The organism is Flavobacterium ustbae (genome assembly GCF_003946915.1).
Classification (GTDB): Bacteria; Bacteroidota; Bacteroidia; order Flavobacteriales; family Flavobacteriaceae; genus Flavobacterium; species Flavobacterium ustbae.
In genome coordinates, this window is sequence record NZ_RPOC01000015.1 from 17,477 (window position 1) to 38,408 (window position 20,932).

The 20,932-nt window shown below is 35.2% G+C and carries 15 protein-coding genes; 11 read left to right on the forward strand and 4 right to left on the reverse strand.

From position 1 onward, the window contains the following. The first annotated feature begins 1 nt into the window (after nucleotide 1). The 3 genes from EG814_RS16430 (at nucleotide 2) to EG814_RS16440 (ending at nucleotide 5,971) form a co-directional block, all read left to right on the forward strand. A complete protein-coding gene (locus EG814_RS16430) occupies nucleotides 2–3,124 on the forward strand; it encodes an efflux RND transporter permease subunit (RefSeq protein WP_125722987.1) in 3,123 nt (1,040 codons plus the stop codon). A 293-nt stretch (nucleotides 3,125–3,417) separates the two neighbouring features. Then, entirely contained in the window at nucleotides 3,418–4,668 is a 1,251-nt protein-coding gene (locus tag EG814_RS16435) for a TolC family protein (protein WP_125722988.1), read from the forward strand. A 1-nt stretch (nucleotide 4,669) separates the two neighbouring features. Then, nucleotides 4,670–5,971, forward strand: coding sequence for an efflux RND transporter periplasmic adaptor subunit (locus EG814_RS16440; RefSeq protein WP_125722989.1), 1,302 nt, complete (start codon nucleotides 4,670–4,672; stop codon nucleotides 5,969–5,971). Between the two features lie 206 nt (nucleotides 5,972–6,177). On the opposite strand, the gene EG814_RS16445 is transcribed toward EG814_RS16440, so the two are convergent. Next, nucleotides 6,178–6,885 carry a MurR/RpiR family transcriptional regulator gene (locus tag EG814_RS16445; protein ID WP_125722990.1) on the reverse strand — a complete coding sequence of 236 codons (708 nt, stop codon included), beginning with the start codon at nucleotides 6,883–6,885 and terminating at the stop codon, nucleotides 6,178–6,180. Between the two features lie 363 nt (nucleotides 6,886–7,248). Between EG814_RS16445 and EG814_RS16450 the strand changes: the two genes are divergently transcribed. From EG814_RS16450 to EG814_RS16485, 8 genes are all read left to right on the forward strand, one after another. Then, nucleotides 7,249–8,796 (forward strand): FAD-binding oxidoreductase, encoded by a 1,548-nt coding sequence (locus EG814_RS16450; RefSeq protein ID WP_206430317.1) that lies wholly within the window; start codon nucleotides 7,249–7,251, stop codon nucleotides 8,794–8,796. A gap of 21 nt (nucleotides 8,797–8,817) precedes the next feature. Continuing rightward, nucleotides 8,818–10,080: an MFS transporter gene (locus EG814_RS16455; protein WP_125722991.1), complete on the forward strand. Its 1,263-nt coding sequence runs from the start codon at nucleotides 8,818–8,820 to the stop codon at nucleotides 10,078–10,080. Between the two features lie 25 nt (nucleotides 10,081–10,105). After that, the gene (locus EG814_RS16460; RefSeq protein WP_125722992.1) at nucleotides 10,106–10,882 is read left to right on the forward strand and encodes an SDR family oxidoreductase; all 777 of its coding nucleotides are present in this window, start codon (nucleotides 10,106–10,108) and stop codon (nucleotides 10,880–10,882) included. Between the two features lie 11 nt (nucleotides 10,883–10,893). Next, nucleotides 10,894–12,330, forward strand: a complete 1,437-nt coding sequence (locus tag EG814_RS16465) for an FGGY-family carbohydrate kinase (protein WP_125722993.1) — start codon at nucleotides 10,894–10,896, stop codon at nucleotides 12,328–12,330. 186 nt (nucleotides 12,331–12,516) lie between these two features. Further along, entirely contained in the window at nucleotides 12,517–13,677 is a 1,161-nt protein-coding gene (locus EG814_RS16470; protein ID WP_125722994.1) for a hypothetical protein, read from the forward strand. A gap of 210 nt (nucleotides 13,678–13,887) precedes the next feature. Continuing rightward, complete coding sequence (locus EG814_RS16475; RefSeq protein ID WP_125722995.1) at nucleotides 13,888–15,888, forward strand: heavy metal translocating P-type ATPase; 2,001 nt, start codon at nucleotides 13,888–13,890, stop codon at nucleotides 15,886–15,888. Between the two features lie 191 nt (nucleotides 15,889–16,079). Continuing rightward, nucleotides 16,080–16,382: a type II toxin-antitoxin system RelE/ParE family toxin gene (locus EG814_RS16480; protein ID WP_317133050.1), complete on the forward strand. Its 303-nt coding sequence runs from the start codon at nucleotides 16,080–16,082 to the stop codon at nucleotides 16,380–16,382. Then, on the forward strand, nucleotides 16,363–16,677 hold the full coding sequence (locus tag EG814_RS16485) for a helix-turn-helix domain-containing protein (protein ID WP_235830993.1): 315 nt from the start codon (nucleotides 16,363–16,365) through the stop codon (nucleotides 16,675–16,677). Before EG814_RS16480 ends, EG814_RS16485 begins: the two co-directional genes overlap by 20 nt. Nucleotides 16,678–16,760: 83 nt before the next feature. On the opposite strand, the gene EG814_RS16490 is transcribed toward EG814_RS16485, so the two are convergent. The 3 genes from EG814_RS16490 to EG814_RS16500 all read right to left on the reverse strand — a co-directional run bounded on the left by EG814_RS16490 (nucleotide 16,761) and on the right by EG814_RS16500 (nucleotide 20,930). Next, nucleotides 16,761–17,903, reverse strand: a complete 1,143-nt coding sequence (locus EG814_RS16490; protein WP_125722997.1) for a cytochrome-c peroxidase — start codon at nucleotides 17,901–17,903, stop codon at nucleotides 16,761–16,763. Nucleotides 17,904–18,016: 113 nt separating this feature from the next. Continuing rightward, nucleotides 18,017–19,483, reverse strand: coding sequence for a hypothetical protein (locus tag EG814_RS16495; protein WP_125722998.1), 1,467 nt, complete (start codon nucleotides 19,481–19,483; stop codon nucleotides 18,017–18,019). Then, nucleotides 19,470–20,930 (reverse strand): RagB/SusD family nutrient uptake outer membrane protein, encoded by a 1,461-nt coding sequence (locus tag EG814_RS16500; RefSeq protein ID WP_235830994.1) that lies wholly within the window; start codon nucleotides 20,928–20,930, stop codon nucleotides 19,470–19,472. Before EG814_RS16500 ends, EG814_RS16495 begins: the two co-directional genes overlap by 14 nt. Nucleotides 20,931–20,932: the final 2 nt, after the last annotated feature.

The following is a 20,932-nucleotide window of genomic DNA, read 5'->3' on the forward strand; positions in this document are numbered from 1 at the left end:
AATGTTAGATAAAATCATTCATTTTAGTATAAAGAACAAATTCGTTATACTATTATTTACTCTTGTGCTCATTGCATGGGGGAGCTATTCGCTTAAAAAATTACCGCTAGACGCACTTCCAGATGTAACCAATAATCAGGTACAGATTATTACTACTGCACCGACACTGGCGAGTCAGGAAGTAGAACAATTAATAACCTATCCGCTTGAAAGAGCTGTAAAAACAGTTCCAGATATTATAGAACTTCGTAGTATTTCCCGCTTCGGACTATCGGTTGTAACCGTTGTTTTTGAAGACGATGTTGATATTTACTGGGCTCGCGAACAGATTTTTCAGCGTTTAAAACAAGCCGAAGAAAATATTCCAGATTATGTTGACGCTCCAGAATTAGCGCCAATTACAACAGGATTGGGAGAAATTTACCAATATGACGTTTATGCCAAAAAAGGGTATGAAAACAAATACAATGCGATAGAATTGCGAACGATTCAGGATTGGATCATTATTCCGCAATTGCAGGGAATCAAAGGAGTTGCCGATGTAAGTACTTGGGGCGGTAAATTAAAACAATTTGAAATTGCCGTAAACCCAAATATGCTCAATAGTCTGGGTGTTACAATAACCGAAATTTTTGAGGCTTTAGAAAAAAACAATCAAAACACCGGTGGCGCTTATATAGAAAAAGAGCAATACACATATTTTATTCGTGGTGTCGGAATGGCGAAAGGAGTAAAAGATCTTGAAAACGTAGTGGTTAAAAACCGAAATGGTTCGCCTGTTTTGGTTCGAAATGTAGCGCAGGTTCGCGAAGGCGTAGCATTGCGTTACGGAGCTTCTACCAAAGATGGAAAAGGAGAGATCGTTTCGGGAATGGTGCTTATGCTCAAAGGCGAAAATTCTAGTGCTGTCGTAAACCGAGTGCACGAAAAAATGGCGCAGATTAATAAAAGTCTTCCTGAAGGCGTTGTTGCCGAAGCCTTTATTGATAGAGGAAAACTGGTAGAAAACTCTATCAAGACAGTTGCCAAGAATTTATTGGAAGGAGCGTTAATCGTGATTTTTGTTCTGATTTTATTTTTAGGAAATCTTCGTGCAGGATTAATTGTCGCTTCGGTTATTCCGCTTGCCATGCTGTTTGCTGTCATTTTGATGAATGCTTTTGGCGTAAGCGGAAATCTTATGAGTTTGGGAGCTATAGACTTCGGAATCATTGTAGATGGCGCTGTTATTATTGTTGAAGCCACAATGCATCATTTGCAGAAAATCAAAAGCAAAAAAGAATTAAGCCAAGAAGAAATGGATGCAGAAGTTTACCATTCAGCTTCCAAAATTAGAAATAGTGCTGCTTTTGGTGAAATAATTATACTCATTGTATATCTGCCGATTCTAGCTTTAATTGGTACAGAAGGCAAAATGTTTAAACCAATGGCAATGACAGTCGGCTTTGCTATCATTGGGGCTTTTATTCTTTCGCTAACTTATATCCCAATGATGAGCGCTTTGTTTCTTTCGAAGAAAACAGAACATAAAGAAAACTTCAGCGATCGCATGATTGCTTGGCTAGAAAGCTGTTACACGCCATTATTAAAAAAAGCTTTGGAGTTTAAAAAAGTGGTGCTTTCGCTTGCCGTTGGATTATTTGCGCTTGCGTTTATTGTTTTTCAAAATATGGGTGGCGAATTTATCCCAACGATCGAAGAAGGAGATTTGGCAATCAATGCCACAATTATGACAGGAAGTTCGCTTACACAAATGGTCGAAACGACAACCAGATATGAACAGATTCTGAAAGCTAAATTTCCTGAAATAAAAACCATTGTGACTAAAATAGGAAGCGGAGAAATTCCAACCGATCCTATGCCAATTGAAAGCGGCGATTTAATTATCGTTTTAAAAGACAAAAAGGAATGGAAAGGAAAATATAGTAATTGGGAAGCATTGGCTAATGCGATGAAAAAAGAAATGGAAATAATTCCAGGAGCTAATATCGAAATTTCTCAGCCTATACAAATGCGTTTTAACGAATTAATGACAGGAAGCCGATCTGATATTGCAATTAAAATTTTTGGTGATGATCTCGAAATTTTAGATGCGAAAGCAACAGAATTAATTTCGAACATAAAAAAAATTGAAGGTATTGGTGATTTAAAAGCCGATAAAGTTACTGGTTTACCGCAAATTACCATTAAATACGATTACGATAAAATTGCGCTGTACGGATTGAATATTTCAGATATCAATCAAATTATACGTTCGTCATTTGCGGGAGAAAGTGCTGGAAAAATTTATGACGAAAGCAAGAGATTTGATGTCGTAGTAAGAATGGACGAAAATAATCGGAGTGATATTACCGATGTCAGCAATCTGTTTATTCCGCTTCCTAATGGTCAGCAAGTGCCGCTTTCTCAGGTTGCTTCTGTTGAATATGAGCAAGGTCCTGTACAAGTCATCCGCGAAGACGGAAAAAGAAGAATTACCGTAGGATTGAACGTTCGCGGAAGAGATATTAAAAGTGTAGTCGAAGAAATTCAGGCAAAACTGGACAAAAGTTTTAAACTTCCTGCCGGTTATTATGTAACGTATGGCGGACAATTTGAAAATTTAATAGAAGCTTCGCAAAGACTTTCTGTGGCTTTGCCAATTGCTTTAGGATTGATTTTAATTCTGCTGTATTTTACTTTCGGAAGCCTAAAACAAGCAGTACTAATTTTTACTGCCATTCCATTGTCGGCCATCGGAGGCGTTTTTGCGCTTTCGCTGAGAGGAATGCCGTTTAGTATTTCTGCCGGAATCGGTTTTATTGCTTTATTCGGAATCGCGGTTCTCAATGGAATTGTACTGATTTCGTATTTCAATCAATTAAAATCGGAAGGTATTTCAGATCCATTCCAGAGAATTTTTATAGGAACTAAAACCCGTTTGCGTCCGGTTTTAATGACCGCGGCCGTGGCTTCTTTAGGATTTTTACCAATGGCGCTGTCAACCAGCGGCGGCGCAGAAGTACAGAAACCATTGGCGACAGTAGTAATAGGCGGATTAATCTCTGCAACTTTATTGACATTAATTATTTTACCGATTTTGTATTTACTGCTGGAGAAGTTTAATCGTGATAGAATTAGTTAATGAGAAAATTTGATAATTTGATAATTTATTACTGTGTGTAGAAAATAATTTCACGCTCCCGATAGCTATCGGGATTAAAGATTTAAGCAGATTGGGCAGATTATTTTAAAAGCAAATCTGCGAGAAACAAAAAAAGTCTCCCGCAGATTAAGCAGATCTAGGAGATTAATTAAAAATAGACTCAAAAAAATCTGCTCAATCAGCAAAATCTGCGAGAGAAAAATAAATCAGCGGAATCAGAGTAAATCTTTAATCCCGATAGCTATCGGGAGCGTGAAACAAAAATGAGAAAAATGAACAATTTAATATATATACTCAACATAAAAGACCTTGCGAACTTCGCGAAAAAAACCTTGCGAATTTTGCGGTTAATTGCATTTCTATTAATAAGCACAGCAACATTTGCACAACAGCCAATAAGCCTAGAAAAAGCAATAGAACTTGCCAAAACCAATAACATAGACTTAAAAATTGCCGATAAGGAAATAGAAAAACAAACTGTGCTTAAAAAAGCTGCTTTTCAGCCCGATGCTTTGCAGGTTCAATATCAGGGTGGCCAATTCAACAGTGTCGATTATGACCATAATGTTTCGATACAGCAGTTTTTTCCGCTGGGAAATATTACCAAAGCCAATAGGCAATTACAGGAAGAATTGGCAAAATTGGCCGAGAAACGAAAAGCCTTATCTTCTTATGAAATTGAAAAGGCGGTGACTTTAGCGTATTACCAGTATTTGTACGGCGTTTCGATTCAGAAACTCAATTCAGAACTCAATGCTATTTATACTAAATTCTTAAAGAATGCCGAACTACGTTTTAAAACCGGAGAAAGCGGAAACATAGAAGTAATTAGCGCTAAAGCGAAAGTAAAAGAGATAGAAACGCAGAAAGTACAGTTAGAATATGATTTGGCTATTTATCAGAAGCAATTACAATTTTTTATTCAAACGGATGCGAATATTGTTCCTGATCAAAATACAGCTTTACAATATTCATTGATAGAAAATCAGGAAAATACAAAAGCAGAAACTGTAATGACCGATTTTTATCAGCAACAGATTTTGGTGTACCAGAAAGAAGCAGGAACATTTAAGGCCTTACGCACGCCAAAAGTCGGTTTAGGCTATTTTGCACAAACCATTAATACAGAATCTTTATTTCAGGGTTTTACGGCAGGATTGCAGATTCCGTTGTTTGGAGGTGTAAATACAACAAAAGCCAAAGCGGCTGAAATTAGTATTTCGCAGTCGCAAATGGCTTTAGATAAAAACAAAATGATTCTGAATTTGCAGAAAGAAGAGTTGCAGAACAATTTTAAAAAACAGCAGCAAAATTTAGCGTATTTCCAAAATGAAGGTTTGCATTATGCCAATCAGATTATTGATACGGCACAGAAAAGTTATGCCAATGGAGATATGAGTTATTGGTCGTATATCAGCTTTTTAAATCAAGCCATTGATATTAAAAAACAATTTGCAGAGGCCACACACAGCTATAATCAAAGCGCTATCGAGCTTCAATTTCCAACCATCAAAAATTTCTAAAATGAAAAATATATCTAAAAGTTTAACAGTTGATTTAACCGCAAAGTTCGCAATCCCGATAGCTATCGGGACGCAAAGTACGCAAAGTTTAATTTCCCTGCGTGCTTTGCGTTTTGTCATTTTGCTCCCGATAGCTATCGGGATTGCGGTTACCTTTCAAAGCTGCGCAGAAAAGAAAACCGAAGAAACACACGAAGAAGAAAAATCGACTACAGAAGTTGCTTTAACGGTTTCTCAGTACAAAACAGTCGGGATTGAAACAGGAATTGTTGAAGATCGAAATCTGAATAAAATTATCAAAGCAAATGGTTACACGACCGTTCCGCCACAAAATTCTGCGGAGGTTTCGACTTTAATTGGTGGCACTATAAAAGACATATATGTTTTGGAAGGCACATTTGTTAATAAAGGAAAGGTTTTGGCTACTATCCAAAATCTGGAGGTGATTGAGATGCAGGAAGATTACCAATCGGCTATAGCCAATGTTGAATATTTGCAATTGGAGTACAATCGCCAGAAAACGTTGAGCGAAGAAAATGTGAATCCGAGAAAGACTTTTCAGGAAGTAAAAGCGAAATTAGCAGCAGAAAGGGCGCGTGCGCAAGCGGCAAAAAATAAATTAGACGCTTTGCATGTTTCTACAAAAGGAACGACATCTGTTGTTCCTATTGTTTCGCCAATCAACGGTTATGTAGGGAAAATTAATATTGCGAAAGGTGCTTTTGCAAATACTGGAGTATCGCTTTTTGAAGTGGTTGACAACAGTCAGATGCATTTGGATTTGAATGTTTACGAAAAAGACTTAGGATCAATTTCTGTTGGTCAGGTAATTGATTTTGTATTAACCAACCAGTCCAATAAATCGATTAAAGGAAAGATTTTCGGAATTAATAAATCTTTTTCTAACGAAAGTAAAACCGTTGCCGTTCATGCAAAAATTGATCCCATTGATGCAAAAGATCTCATTCCCGGAATGTACGTTTCTGCAAATATTAATATTACGAATGCAACAGTTCCTGCTTTGCCAAAAGATGCCGTAGTGAGAAACGCTGATAAATATTTTGTTTTTATTCAGGAAGAAAATCATGCAGAAGAAAAACACGAACATGTAGCAGGCGAAAAAGAGGAAGCTCATGAAGAAGAAATTCATTTTAAAACCATTGAAGTAATTCCCGGAACAACCGATTTGGGTTTTACAGAAGTTAAGTTTATAAATGAAATACCAGCTAATGCTAAAATTGTGACCAAAGGCGCGTTTTATCTACTTTCGGCAATGAAAGGCGGCGGATCGCATGAACATTAAGTTTTTTTCAAGATGCTGAGGTGCATTGAGTTTCAAAGTTTCAAAGATACTGAGGTACTGAGGTTTAATCAGTTTGTGAAATTCAATTTCGCAAACTGATTAAAACCTTAGAAATTCGTGCAAATTTGTGAAATCCGTGTTCAAAATCCGTTTTTTTTTTTTCGCGTTTTTGAGATAGCGAATCCGTTTCATTCGCATAAAAAAAACTATTTTTCTAAAGATACTGTTTCTAGTTGCTTAATTACAGCTTCTATAAACGCAAAAAAAGTAGTGCGTGTTTTTTCGTGCGGCAACAAATCTGGATTTTGCTGATAATTACTTAAAGTGATAGTGTAATCGTACATTTCTAAAAAATCTCTCTGTCCTTCTTCTAAAATAAAAGCGGCTTTACTGTTTTTTGAAATGATGTTCTCGTACAATTCTGTAAAAGATTTAAATTGTCCCGTAACAGAAAAAATAACAACCAGATTGTTCTTGCTCAATAAATCGTTAATAGATGTTTCGTGAGCAACGGCCCAAATAGGAATGTCTAATAAATTTCGAAGTTTATATTCAAAATATTGTCCCGCTATAAACGATGGTCCATAACCAAACAGAATAATCTTTTCAAATTTCTTCAAATAGGCTGCAAACTGATTAACAATTTCAGGATTGAAGTTTTCTAAAAATTTATTTAGGCGCTCACTCTCATCAGCAATTACCATAGATGCATTCCCGCTAATAAAAGCTAAAAATTCCTTGTAAGTCCTAAAACCCAACTTTTGCACAAATTTTGAGATTTTAGATGGCGAACAACCGCATAATGACGCAGCATCTGTAATAGATAATGCATCATTTTGTTTTATTTCTTTAATTAGAATACTATAAATATTTCTCTCCAGAGAGTTAAGCAGCTCTTTGTTTACAATGTACATTTGTGTCAATCTTTTTAGTAAAAGTATTACAATTTATTAGTCAATTACCATTCTCCAGCCAATTTTTATGTTTATTCTTCTATTGCTTTTAATAATGAATATTATTATTAGTAAAATTATATAATTTTCCATCCTTGTTTAATCTTCTTTTTTGTATTAAAAGTGTATTTTAAAGCGTTTTTTTATTCATTTTGGTTTTAAAATATATCATATTATGACAAATGTCATAGTTTTAGATTTGCCTTTTATTTAAAAAATGATATTATTTTCCTGTTTTTTAAATTAATTAAACATTTTAGGAAAATAAATAATCAATATGAAATATATTTCTTACATTTGCTTCAGCTTAATCGATGTAGTGGCATGTTTTTAATAGAAGCATGGAAGAAAATAAAAGAAATAAAATGGTTTCTAAATCAAAAAACTAAAGAAGCAATGAAAGAAAATAATGTTATTTTAAAAGACTTAGAAAAGTTTTTACCTCAAGATCAAATTAACATCAATTCTGATGATTTGTATGAAGCATCGGCAGACCGATACAAGAAATACGCAAAAGCAAAAAAAGTTTTAGATGTTCCGGCACCAACTGCAATTGTTTATCCTAAAACGGCAGAAGAGGTTTCTGAAATTCTGAGATATTGTAATGCGAACGAAATTAATGTAATCCCAAGAAGCGGAAGAACTGCGACCGAAGGAGGTTTAGAAAACTGGAAAGAACAAACTTTAGTAGTTGATGGAAAAAATTTAAAGAAGATTATAAAAATTGATCCGTATAATTTTCAGGCCACAGCCCAATCTGGAGTTACTTTACAAGAGTTGGAAGATGAAGTTAGAAAACACAATTTAACAACAGGGCATTCTCCGCAATCAAAACCGGTTGCCCAAATGGGAGGTTTAGTATCAACACGCAGTATTGGTCAATTTTCAACTTTATACGGCGGTATAGAAGATATGGTAGTAGGTTTAGAATGTGTTTTTCCTGACGGGCATATTTCGCGTATAAAAAATGTACCAAGAAGAGCAGGAGGGCCGGATATTAGACATATTGCTATTGGTAATGAAGGTGCTTTGTGTTATATCACAGAAGTTACGGTTAAGTTATTCAGATATTTTCCTCAAAACAACCAATTCTTTGGTTATTTATTAAAAGATGTTGATACCGGAATTAAAGTTTTAAGAGAAGTAATGGCAAATGGTTACAGACCATCTGTAGCAAGAGTATATTCTGAAGAAGATGCGGCTCAGCATTTTAGTCAATTTCATAAAGGGCAGTGCATTTTAATTTTCATGGCAGAAGGAAACGAAAATATGGTAGCCGCTACTTCTGTTGGAATTGAAGATGCTGTAGAGAAGTTTAAAGAAGGTATTACAGAGAAAGTAGATCCTTCATTGATTGCGAATTGGTTCAATCATCTTAACTGGACACAGGAAAGAATAGAAGATGAAATCAGAGATATGGTTAATCATAGCTCTCATGACGGATTTACAACAGAAATTTCTGCCGATTGGGAAAATGTTACAAAAATATACTACAATGTAATCGAAAGAATCCGTAAAGAATTTCCAAGAAGCAAAGATATTACTATGCTTGGCGGGCATTCATCTCACAGTTATATCAACGGAACCAATATGTATTTTGTTTACAATTACAATATCAATTGTGAGCCTCAAGATGAAATGCGTCTTTATCATCATCCAATCCAAACCATAATTGTAGAAGAAACCTTAAAACTAGGCGGTTCTATGTGTCATCACCACGGAATTGGAAAGTACAGAAACGAGTGGACTAAACAAGAACACGGTAGTGCATACTATATGCTTGAAAAATTAAAAAAGGTTTTTGATCCTAATGGAATCATGAATTTCGGAACCATTTTCCCTCAGGCAGAAGGCGAAAAATATCAAAAATAACAGCCATAAAAAACTAATAGTATGAAACGGTATATTCAATTTATCCTCATAGTGCTGGCCGCTGGGGCAATCTATCCACTAATTTATTTAAGAACAAATTATCAGCAAACTATTCTGTCTGTCTTTAATATTAGTTTGGATCACCTAAACATTATCTATACCGTTTTGGGCTTTATATTCATACTAGGATATTTTCCAAGTGGGATATTAAGTGATAAGTTCTCTGCAAAATACCTGCTTGTTTTTTCCTTACTGGGTACAGCAGTAGGAGGATTTTGGTTTGCGCAAATTCCCAGTTACGCTTCAGTAATTGGTATATTCTGTTTGTGGGGAGTCTTCTCTGTCTTTACTTTTTGGGGTGCACATATGAAACTCGTAAAGTTATTATCAACCCCTGAAGAAGAAGGACGTTTCTTTGGGATTCTCGACGGAGGAAGAGGGGTTATCGAGGCAGTACTAGCCAGTGTAGCTTTGTTTATTTTCTCTAATATTTTAGAAAATGGCGAAACGCTTGAAAATAAAAAAGAGGCACTTAAGTATGTAATTTATATGTATTCTGCTGTATTGCTTGTTGTAGGGATTCTTATTGCCTTGTTTGTAGAAAAAGAAGTAGCCAAATCTACTAAAAATGAATTAGCTACGACAGAAAATACTACCGAAGAAGATAAAGGTTTTGATTTTAAAGATGTCAATTCTGTAATCAAAAACAAATTTGTATATCTGATGGGAGCCATTATTTTTTGCTCTTATTCAGTAACCTGGGTAGTGTATTATTACGGAGGATTTATGGAGAAAAACCTAAAAATCACGCCCGTTACTGTAAACACAATTATGGTAATCGTATTATGGATGCGACCTATTGGCGGTATTTTGGGCGGATATTTAGCAGATAAACTAGGAAAAAGCTTCACACTGATTTTTGCACTTTCTGGAGCAGCACTAACCTTATTTGCTATTGCTTTTCTTCCTGCAGCGACAACCAATATCAATTTCTATTACATTTTGATAATATTAGGAGGAACATTTGTATATGCCATTCGTGGTACTTATTGGTCTTTATTAGGCGATAGTAGGATTGATAATAAAATAATGGGTACAGCTGTAGGTTTTATTTCTCTTTTAGGATACTTACCAGACATTTTTATACCCTATTTCAGTACAATGGTTTTCAGCAAGTTTGGAGCCGAAGGAGGATACAATGCTTATTTTATTATAAGTGCAATTCTAGGAATAGCTGCCATTTGCTTTGTCACTATTTTTAAACAACAGACTAAAAAAAATTAAACTAAACAATTAAAAAACATAAAAAATGGAAATTACAGATTTTAACATGGGTTATTTTTCTCTTAAAGGGAAAAATGCAATTATCACCGGAGGAAATACCGGATTAGGACAAGCTTTCTCTTTGGCTTTAGCAAAAGCAGGAGCCAATATTTTTATGCCGAGTATCATGCCGGATGATCCTGAATTCAACAAATTGATTGAAAACGAAGGCGGTAAAGCGGTATACATGAGTGCAGACATTACCAAAGACGGAATGCCTAAAAAAATTGTAGAACAATGCGTAGAAAAATTAGGATCAGTAGATATCCTGGTAAACTGCGCCGGAATTTGCTTAATAGCAGATGTTTTGAATTTTGGAAGAAAAGAATGGGACCCAATGATAAGCATCAATTTAACGGCAGCTTTTGAAATGTCAGCTGAAGTTACCAAATTTTTCATTCCTCAAAAAAGTGGAAAAATCATTAATATTTGTTCTCTGTTTTCTTTCTTAGGCGGACAATGGTCTCCGGCTTATGCTGCCTCTAAACACGGTATTGCTGGTTTAACAAAAGCATATTGTGACGAATTAGCGCAATACAATGTACAGGTAAACGGAATTGCCCCTGGTTATTTTAAAACAAAAGTAGCTCAGGCATCTATAGAAAACCCAGAACGTAATAAATGGATTGTAGACCACACACCAGAAGGACGTTGGGGAGATGTAGCTGATTTAATGGGTACAACAGTATTCTTGGCAAGTCAGGCTTCACATTTTGTAAACGGACACATTTTAGCTGTTGACGGCGGATTCTTAACAAGATAAAGCGAATTGTTATGAACGAACAATATTTTATTTCAGTCGATAATGGCTCTCAAAGCACAAAAGTATACATAATTAACTCCAAAGGAGAAATTATACATTGTGAAGTTGAGCCTCTAAAACCTATGATGTTCAGGAAAGCCGGATACGTCGAGCATCCTGATGATGATTTGTGGGATAGCATACAAGTTGCTCTTCAGCGATTAATGAAAAACTTCAAAGGCGATGTAAGTCTTATAAAAGGAGTTGGACTTTGCACTATTCGCTGCTGCAGGGTTTTCATGAAAAAAGATGGAAATCTGGCCGCACCTGTTATGAGTTGGATGGATGTACGTGCTTACGAACCTTTTAAAGATTCTGAAGAAATAGCTTATACATGTCCTACAACGGGGTACATCACGCATCGTTTGACGGGAGAATTAAAAGATACTGCGGCAAATGCTTTTCAATGGCAGTTTCCTGTAGATATGGAAACCTGGAATTGGTCTGAAGACAAAGAGGTTCTGAATAATTTTAAAATTCCAAACGAGAAACTGCTAAAATTACAAATGCCAGGAACCGTTTTAGGAACCGTAACAAAAGAGGCTTCGGCCTTAACTGGCCTGCCGGAAGGATTGCCAGTAGTAGCCACGGCAAATGATAAAGCGGTAGAAGCCTTAGGAGCAGGATTAACAGATTCAACCAGAGGATTATTTTCTTTAGGAACCTACATTACTTCAATGGTGGTAGGTAACGAGAACAGACCTCCTCACGATAATTATTTTACAAACTTATCTTGTGTGCCTAACCGTTATTTATTTGAAAGTGGCGGAGTGAGAAGAGGAATGTGGTTAATTTCATGGTTTAGGGATCTTATTGGCGAAGAACTTAATATCAAAGCAAAAGAAAAAGGCGTTTTGCCAGAGCAGATATTAGAAGAAGAAGCTTTGAAAGTTCCTGTAGGATCAGATGGTTTAATGATCATTCCCGACTGGTTGGCACCAGCATATCAATCTTATAGAAAAGGGGTAATGATAGGTTTTAACGGCCAGCAGGGTCGTGGACATATTTATCGTGCCATTCTGGAAGGAATTGCCCTAACGCTGAATAATCATTATCAGCTAATGAATGAAACGCTGGGTCATCATCCTGAAAAAATTATCATATCAGGCGGCGGTGCAAACAGCGATTTATTTATGCAAATTTTTGCAGACATAAGCGGAACTCCCGTTGTTAGAAACGAAATGAGTGGTTCGGCTGCTTTAGGTGCTGCGATTTGTGCAGCAGTAGCGGTAGGCTGTTACCCTGATTTTGATACAGCTGTAAAGCAAATGGTAAAAGAAAAAGATGAGTTCCTTCCTAACACAGAAACACATAAAAAGTATAAACAAATCAACGATAAAGTTTATCACAAATTACCACAACTGTTAGAAAATACCTTAAAAGAAATGCAGAGTTTAGAAGCACTATAACATTTCTTTCCTTAATTACAAATAGCTTTCTATTACCACAATAGAAAGCTATTCTTCCCTCAAGTATATACCATTTGACATCAAAATGAAGGCATAATGTATTCCTGATACATTTTATGCTCCCATTTTGTATGCTCTAAATTGAAGTTTGAACTAATCAGAATCTTATTTAAATAATTTAAAAATATGTATAACAACTATTATCGGTTGCTTCTAATTGTTTTGGTACTATTTGTAAGCCGCTTTGTTTATTCGCAGGGAGATGGTCATTTGAGAGATACGCTGCTTTTACCGCCAGAGAAACCAAAATTCATGATTAATGGAGCTTTCAGAGTACATTATAAAGATGAATTTTACAATGAAACGAGAAAAAAAGAAGGAGGCGAATTTGGTTTCGATTTATTTGCACTTGCAGTAAATGCTTCCTATAAAAAATTTAAAATGTATGTTGATATGCGATTTATGCCGGCTTCATCCGGAGGAACAATGCCAAAAGAAGGCTGGATAGGATACGATTTTCAAAACGGAGACGATATTCAGGTAGGTTTAGTTCAGGATCCGTTTGGGAACTTGGATTATAACTCGTACAGCTGGTTTTTAGGAATAGGATATGCCCTTGGTTTTGAAGGGAAATATGCTATGGGAACCAAATATCATCACAAAGGAAAAACCTGGGACTGGCAGGTTGCTTTTATGAAAAATGCTATGGAAACCTTTACAAACGACCCTGATTTAAGAGACAACCAATGGTCTGCAAGTGTTGTGGGAGACAATAAAGAAATCAATGCGCTTTCCGGACAGCTTGTCTATCAGGTTAAAACTGATGATGTATTTCACAGAATTGGAGTTTCAGGGCAATTTGGACAGCTCTATAATTTTGTAGAAAATAAAATGGGAAGCCGTAATGCAGTTGCCGTGCATTATCATCTGGATTATAAAAATCTGGGTTTAAAAGCAGAAGTTTATAAATATGAATTTAATCCAAAAGGAGTAGAAAATTCACAATATGTAGACATGGGATCTTTTAATTATACCTATCAGGTTGCGTCTAAAGCAAATGTTGCTGCGGTATCTGCTAAATACAGTATTCCTTTCAAAGGCAAAGCATTAAACGAAATTTCATTTTATAGTGAATATGGTTATCTTGGAAAAAAATATGATCTGAAACCAACGCACATGCTTACAAATGGCGCTTTAATCAAAATATTGGATGGAATTTATACTTACGTAGAATATGTTGCAGGTTACAATCATCCCTTTTTAGGAGATAATCAGGCTAGTTTGTATAATGATTACAATAATAAATGGCACGCCCGTTTACAATGTAATATTGGATATTATTTTTAGAATTATATTTTTTGGTATTAAAAATACGGATAAATGTAAATGTAAAAATGGCACTAACTGTTTCAGTTAGTGCCATTTTTATTATCCAGCAGTGATATTAAAAACAAATTTAGGTTGTAATATCTAGTACATAATCCTTAAATTTAGGACATTATTTAAACAAAGTTTCGGAGAAGCATAAATCTTAAACTTTAAACCAGAAATTCTATAATGATACATCAAGATAAAGAAGTAAAAACTATAAAAAATAAAGCCAAACCTTCCTGTTCCTGTTCGCACGATGAGCCAGTGCATTCGCACCATGAAGACCACGGTCACGAAGGTCACGATCATGAACATAATGTGAGCGGAAACCTGTTTCAATTGTTTCTGCCATCAATTATATCTTTTGTTTTACTACTCATAGGAATTGGTTTAGATAATTATTTTCCGCAGCCATGGTTTACAGAATCTGTTAGAATTGCATGGTATGCTATTGCCTATCTTCCTGTTGGACTACCAGTTTTGAGAGAAGCTTATGAAAGCATCGTAAAAGGAGATGTTTTTTCTGAATTTTTCCTGATGTGTGTTGCTACAATTGGCGCTTTTGCTATTGGCGAATATCCAGAAGGAGTTGCAGTTATGCTGTTTTATACTATTGGCGAAACCTTTCAGGGAATGGCGGTTAACCGAGCAAAATCAAGTATTAAAAATTTATTAGATCAACGCCCAGATGAGGTTTATGTTTTAGAAAATAATAGTGCTGTTAAAGTTAAGGCTAATGATGTTCCCATTGGAGCGATAATTCAGCTAAAAGCGGGAGAAAAATTAGGTTTAGATGGCGAATTATTATCAGATTCGGCTTCGTTTAATACTGCTGCTTTAACGGGAGAAAGTAAACCCGACACCAAAAAGAAAGGCGAAACGGTTTTAGCCGGAATGATCAATGGAAATACAATTGCCGAAGTAAAAGTAACCACTGCTTATAACGATAGTAAATTATCTAAAATTTTGGAAATGGTGCAAAATGCTACTGCAAAAAAAGCACCTGCAGAATTGTTTATCAGAAAGTTTGCTAAAATCTACACGCCAATTGTAGTTTTTCTAGCAATTGGAATTTGCTTGATTCCGATGCTTTTTGTTGATACTTATATTTTTAATGTCTGGCTATATAGAGCACTTGTTTTCTTAGTTATTTCCTGTCCGTGTGCTTTGGTTATTAGTATTCCGCTTGGTTATTTTGGTGGAATTGGCGCTGCGTCTAAGAACGGAATATTGTTTAAAGGGAGTAATTTTCTAGATAGTATTTCGACAATCCAAAATGTTGTGGTTGACAAAACAGGAACTATGACAGAAGGTGTATTCAGAGTGCAGGAAGTCGCTATAAAACCTGAATTTAATAAAGATGAAATTATAAAAATAGTTAATGCATTAGAAAGCCGAAGTACACATCCTGTTGCTACAGCCATTCATAATTACGTTGGAGCTATTGATTCTTCTGTAGAATTGAAAGATATCGAAGAAATTTCTGGACACGGCTTAAAGGCTTCTTACAACGGAAAAGATTTGTATGTTGGGAATTTTAAACTTCTCGATAAATTTAATATTTCGTATGATATTGATCCGTCTGCAATAGTTTATACCACAATTGCAATGGCTTACGAAGGGAAGTTTGCAGGTTATCTTACCATCGCTGACGAAATTAAAGAAGATGCCAAAGAAACAGTATCTAAATTAAAATCGTTAGGCGTAAAACTAACAATGCTTAGTGGAGATAAAAATAATGTGGTTCAGTTTGTGGCTGATAAACTCGGAATTGCAAAAGCTTATGGAGATTTGCTTCCTGAAGATAAAGTCAATAAAGTGAATGAAATAAAAGCTAAAAACGAAACAATTGCTTTCGTTGGTGATGGTGTAAACGATGCGCCAGTAATTGCGCTAAGTACCGTAGGAATCGCGATGGGTGGTTTAGGGAGCGATGCCGCAATAGAAACGGCAGATGTTGTGATTCAGGACGATCGACCAAGCAAAATTGCGATGGCAATAAACATCGGAAAACAGACCAAAAAAATTGTCTGGCAGAATATTGTACTGGCTTTTGGGGTTAAAGCTTTTGTTTTAATTCTTGGCGCCGGCGGACTTGCCACAATGTGGGAAGCTGTTTTTGCCGATGTTGGAGTGGCTTTGCTGGCGATTTTGAATGCGGTTAGAATTCAAAAGATGAGGTTTTGATAAAAATACAGGTAATTTCCTTTTGCAATAGCAGCAGATGTTTTTTGTGAGGTTTTTCTTTTTTTTTTCTAAATTTGCAGTTCTGTAATTTCTCCCAAATAAATTAATTAGAAAAAAAAGTTTCACTTTAGTGAAACTTAATTACATTTGTATGGAGAAACATAGAGAAATAATCTTCTTTAAAAATTACTTTGAAGATTTTTTTTTTAAAACAGCGCGAAAAGGTTAAAACAAAAATAATTTGGACTTTACAGTTAATTGAAGAGTTAGAAAAAATTCCAGAAGTTTATCTGAAACATATAGAAAATACTGTAGGATTATATGAAATTAGGGTTCAACAAGGATCAGATATATTTAGAATTTTCTGTTTTTTTGATGATGGAAAATTGATCGTTTTGGCAAATGGTTTTCAGAAAAAAACTCAAAAGACACCAAAGAAAGAGATTTTAAAAGCACTTAAAATTAGGGAAGACTATGAAAATGAAAAAGAATGAAAATAGTACGATTATAAGTCTGGATCAATTTAAAGATAAACATTATGGTAAAATTGGTTCTACAAAACGTAATGAACTCGATGAAGGTTATGAAAGCTTCAAAATAGGTGCTATGCTATTGGAAGCTAGAATACAGAAAGGATTAACGCAAGAACAACTTGCTCAGAGAAGCGGTACTACAAAATCATACATTTCAAAAATTGAAAATAATGTAAAAGAAGTACGATTTTCTACATTACAAAAAATCGTTGAAATTGGTTTGGGAGGACAATTGCAATTATCAATAAAAGTTTAATTATTTGAAAAAAGTCCGTTTCAATTAAGAAACGGACTTTTAAGATTTGCAGATTTTGGGGCAAATGCAAAACATCAACTAAATTATTTTGGCATTTCTGGAACCATCATTCTTCTTGTTGGTGTACTCAGAGTCTCAATAAAAGCTAGTAAATCGGCAATTTCTTCTTTACTTAAATCTAATTTTCTTAGCATCGGATCTACTTTTGGAATTAAAGAATCTCGTGCTGTTCCTAAATATTTCTTTTGAACAGGAGACGGATTTCCTAAATTGTACAATTCTACAACATCCAATAAAGTAGGGAAGTGGCCGTGATGCATCCACGGTTTTGTATTTGCAACTTCACGAAGCGTCGGCGTTCTAAACTTGCCGATATCCTTCACGTCTTTGGTTACATTATAACGTCCGAAATCTTCATATTTAGTTCCAAATAAAGTCTGACCGTCATTATGAAATTCATTATCACTAAAATACGGTGTATTATGACAATTGATGCATTGTGCTTTTGTTCTAAACAAATGCATTCCTTTTACCTGTTGGTCGGTATAAACAGCTGATTTTCCGCTTACAAACTGATCAAATTTACTTTTCGGACTGTTGATCGATCTTTCAAAAGTGGCAATCGCATACTGAATTCGTTCCAGCGTTACTTTTTTATCTCCAAAAGCCGCTGTAAATAATGCCTTATAACCTTTAATTTTAGCAATTTTATCAACTGCAATAGTCAGTTTTTCATTCATTTCTAACGGATCAGAAACAGGAAATTGTGCTTGATCTTCTAGACTTTTAGCTCTTCCATCCCAAAATAGAGAAGTGGCATAAGCAGAGTTTAAAATCGTCATCGAGTTGCGTTTTCCTGTCTGGCGATCGTGGCCAAAAGAACGCGTTAAATTATCGGTCCAGCCCAATTCTGGATTATGGCAAGAAGCGCAGGCAATTTGACCGCTTTGTGATAAACGCGGATCAAAAAATAATACTTTTCCCAAGCTTTCTTTTTCCTTAGAATACGGATTATAAGCTGGATACGGAACAGCAGGAAGCACGCCAATATCTTGAAATTTAGCTTTATCGATATTTTCATGCAGTTCTGCAGCAGGCCAATTTGAGGAATCTCCGCTAGAATAGAGTTTTCTTAATTCCTGAATATCGGCATAATCAGGACCTTCAGAAGCCTTGTAAGCCGATAATCCTATAAGGAATAAGATGGGTAAGATTAGTTTTTTCAATTCTTTTTGTTTTTGTTTGTTTTTTTGTTTCAGGTTTCAAGTTTCATGTTGCTCAACAGAACTTGAAACCTGAAACTTGAAACCTGAAACTTGAAACCTGAAACAACTTTGCGTTAAAGCGTAACTTCTTTCGGGCAAGGTATGCTTAAAGCTGCAGGTTTTGGATATGTTCTGCTGTTGTACATTCTGTATTGTGTCGAAACTGTTCCTCCAAACAGTTTGTCGTTTGTTAGTTTTAATTCGAAAGAAATTTCAAAAAGACCATTGCTGATTTCTTTGTAAGTTCCTTCACCTGAAATGGCAATAATATGCGTATTTGAAGCACTAGAGCCAATGGTCAAGTCTTGCGGAATTACGAGAACTGTTCCTTCTGTTTTGCTGTTTCCGTTGGCCGGGAAAAATTCCAAAGCAGAGGTAATATTAAATCCAGGAGAAATGGCTGCCGAACCGCTTTCGTTAGAAAACCATCTTTTCAAACCAAAAGAATTTACAGTATTATTTCCGGTTGCTACATTAAATCCAATTTTGAAAGCATCGTGATACACATCGTCGTTAGGGTCTGCTGTTCCTTTATCGCTGTATAAAATAGCATTTTCATTATCTTTTGTAACGATAACTGGAAAAGTTATCGCATTGAAAGTCTGCCATGCACAAGAGCCGTTTCTATTAAACCAGTGTTCGCCATATGTTAGGTAAAAAGAATTGGTTGGATCTGTAAATTTTGAAGCTGGATAAGCCTGAACATCTCTTGGGGATTTTATCGGTTTTACAATGGTTAGATTTATACTTCCAAATGCATTGTAATTGGGAATATTAACCAAAGTTATTTTTGATTCATAACGGGCATCATCATTTTGAATATCTTCTAAAAGAGTTAAATGATATGTTATTGAGCTTCTATTGTCTCCAAAATCATCATGAGTTAATGAATAGTCAAAACCATTTTGAAATTTGAAAGTATTGGCATTTTCAATTTCCTCAGGAAAAAATCCGTTAGGGAAATTAACCTTAAAATCGATTGTTTCGCCCACTTCGCCTTTTATAAGAAGCTGATTTACAGGAAAAGTATAGTTGGTTGTAATTGTCCCTAAATCAATTTTGAACGTATCGTTTAGATATTCGGTGTTTAAATTTCCAATATGAATTTCAGGGTCAGAAACGGTTTCTAGTTTTAAATTGATACTCTGATTGGCACTCCACCTTTTGTCAAAAGAAATCGCGATAGTATCAGTCAGCTTAGCTCCTTGAAAAGTTAATTGATTTACAGGATTTACTTTAAAACTTTGATTGTCTCCGTTTGATGAGACTGCGCTAAAATTGGCAGTTACCGTATTTTTTAAATTTCGGGCAGTTAAAGCAACTGGCACTTTTAAGGTTTTAACTGAACTATTTACGTAATTGGATTGCGGTACTAGACTTCCATTTATAGCTGGATATTCTAAAGGTGTATTATCACTTTTAACTAAAAAATTAAATCTTAAAAATGGATCAGTTTCAACACCTAATTTATAATCATCTTTTGAGCATGAAGTAAATATAACTGCTGTAAACAATATGCTTAATATTTTAATACGAGTCATTTTGTTGTAAATTAGGGTTAAGATTAGTGTTGAACGTCGGAATTGGCAATACAAATTTTAGTGAAGGGTACTGTAAATTGCAATTAGAAGAAATACATCCATCATTTCTAGAAACGTTTTTGTGATTTCGTACAAGGTCAAAAAATAAATGACCTTCAAAACAAAGTTCTTTTCTTCTTTCTAAAAGAATATTCTCTTTCAAATTAGTTGTATTAGTTAGTAAAGTGGCGTTTGCACGGGCGCGAATCGTGTTAATGTCTGCCATTGCAAGATCTGCTCTGTTGGTTTCTAGAGCTGCTTCGGCACGAATTAGGTACATTTCGCTAAGTCTGAAAGCCACATAACCGGCGTTATCCTGAAATTTTTTAGTAAAATTGTAATTTACTGGAGCTAAAACCCCATTTACCACCGTTTGTAAAGGCTGGGTAAGAAAAAGATGTTTTCGCAAATCATTGTTTTCGTATAAGTTAACTAAATCATCTGAAGCAACATATTTTTGATAACTTGTTGCTGATGTATAGCCAAAAACTTGTGACATTGATGAAGAAACAACACCTTCAGAATCTGATGGCACAGAAAACTCTAATAAAACTTCTGATACAGGAAGATTTGGCTGTGTCCATTGGGCCACATAATCGGCAGAGCCAGATAAAATAACGCCAGAAGTTGTGATTACTTCATTTGCAAGTTGGTATGCATTAATCCAATCTCCTTTTTGCAGATAAACTCTAGCCAGTAAAGCTTTTGTATTATTGCGATTAAATACGGAGTAATCTTGTCCTGGCAAAAGTGATTTTGACGAATAATTTTCAATTGCAGTTTCTAAATCATTTATAATTAAAGTATACGTTTCTGCCACGGTTTTTCTTGAAGGATATTGTAATCCAGCTTTAATAGAGGCTGTACTATAAACTATTCCTGGATGAGAAGCATCTGGTGTATATTTATAATCTTGGCTGTATACTAAAGACAACAGAAAATGTGCGTAGGCTCTAATGGTAAGCGCTTCTGCTTTAATTTGGTTTTTTTCTACATCAGTAGCGTCTTTCAAGCTAGGAGTATACTCCAAAATTAAATTTGCTTGATTTATGATATCATAACTATCATCGTAAAACATTTTGAAATTGCTAGTTAAAGCTAAGTCGTCAAAAGCATATGCGTGTTGAACATTTGCAGGAGGAGAAATTTGACCTCTATTACTTCCTGAAGAGGTTGGAGAAAATTTTATATTTCCTCCCTGTAAATCGGCATAAACAGCAAAACGTTCTCCTCGCACATCAGCTTCTAGCTCTGTATAAACTCCTGTTAATGCTTGTAGAACTCCTTTTTTGTCTTGTAAAAGCTCGTCTATAGAAGTTTGTGTTCCAGGTTCCTGTTCTAAGAAATCACTGCAGCTTTGCAATGAGAAAATCAGGAAAAATATAAGTAAGTATTTTGAATATTTCATTG

Bases quoted from the DNA above. Each gene is read 5' to 3' on its own strand.
- EG814_RS16445 (WP_125722990.1), bottom strand. From the start codon at position 6,885: ATGTACATTGTAAACAAAGAGCTGCTTAACTCTCTGGAGAGAAATATT.
- EG814_RS16460 (WP_125722992.1), top strand. From the start codon at position 10,106: ATGGAAATTACAGATTTTAACATGGGTTATTTTTCTCTTAAAGGGAAA.
- EG814_RS16500 (WP_235830994.1), bottom strand. From the start codon at position 20,930: ATGAAATATTCAAAATACTTACTTATATTTTTCCTGATTTTCTCATTG.
- EG814_RS16455 (WP_125722991.1), top strand. From the start codon at position 8,818: ATGAAACGGTATATTCAATTTATCCTCATAGTGCTGGCCGCTGGGGCA.
- EG814_RS16430 (WP_125722987.1), top strand. From the start codon at position 2: ATGTTAGATAAAATCATTCATTTTAGTATAAAGAACAAATTCGTTATA.
- EG814_RS16435 (WP_125722988.1), top strand. From the start codon at position 3,418: ATGAACAATTTAATATATATACTCAACATAAAAGACCTTGCGAACTTC.
- EG814_RS16485 (WP_235830993.1), top strand. From the start codon at position 16,363: ATGAAAATGAAAAAGAATGAAAATAGTACGATTATAAGTCTGGATCAA.
- EG814_RS16450 (WP_206430317.1), top strand. From the start codon at position 7,249: ATGTTTTTAATAGAAGCATGGAAGAAAATAAAAGAAATAAAATGGTTT.
- EG814_RS16495 (WP_125722998.1), bottom strand. From the start codon at position 19,483: ATGACTCGTATTAAAATATTAAGCATATTGTTTACAGCAGTTATATTT.
- EG814_RS16465 (WP_125722993.1), top strand. From the start codon at position 10,894: ATGAACGAACAATATTTTATTTCAGTCGATAATGGCTCTCAAAGCACA.
- EG814_RS16470 (WP_125722994.1), top strand. From the start codon at position 12,517: ATGTATAACAACTATTATCGGTTGCTTCTAATTGTTTTGGTACTATTT.
- EG814_RS16475 (WP_125722995.1), top strand. From the start codon at position 13,888: ATGATACATCAAGATAAAGAAGTAAAAACTATAAAAAATAAAGCCAAA.
- EG814_RS16440 (WP_125722989.1), top strand. From the start codon at position 4,670: ATGAAAAATATATCTAAAAGTTTAACAGTTGATTTAACCGCAAAGTTC.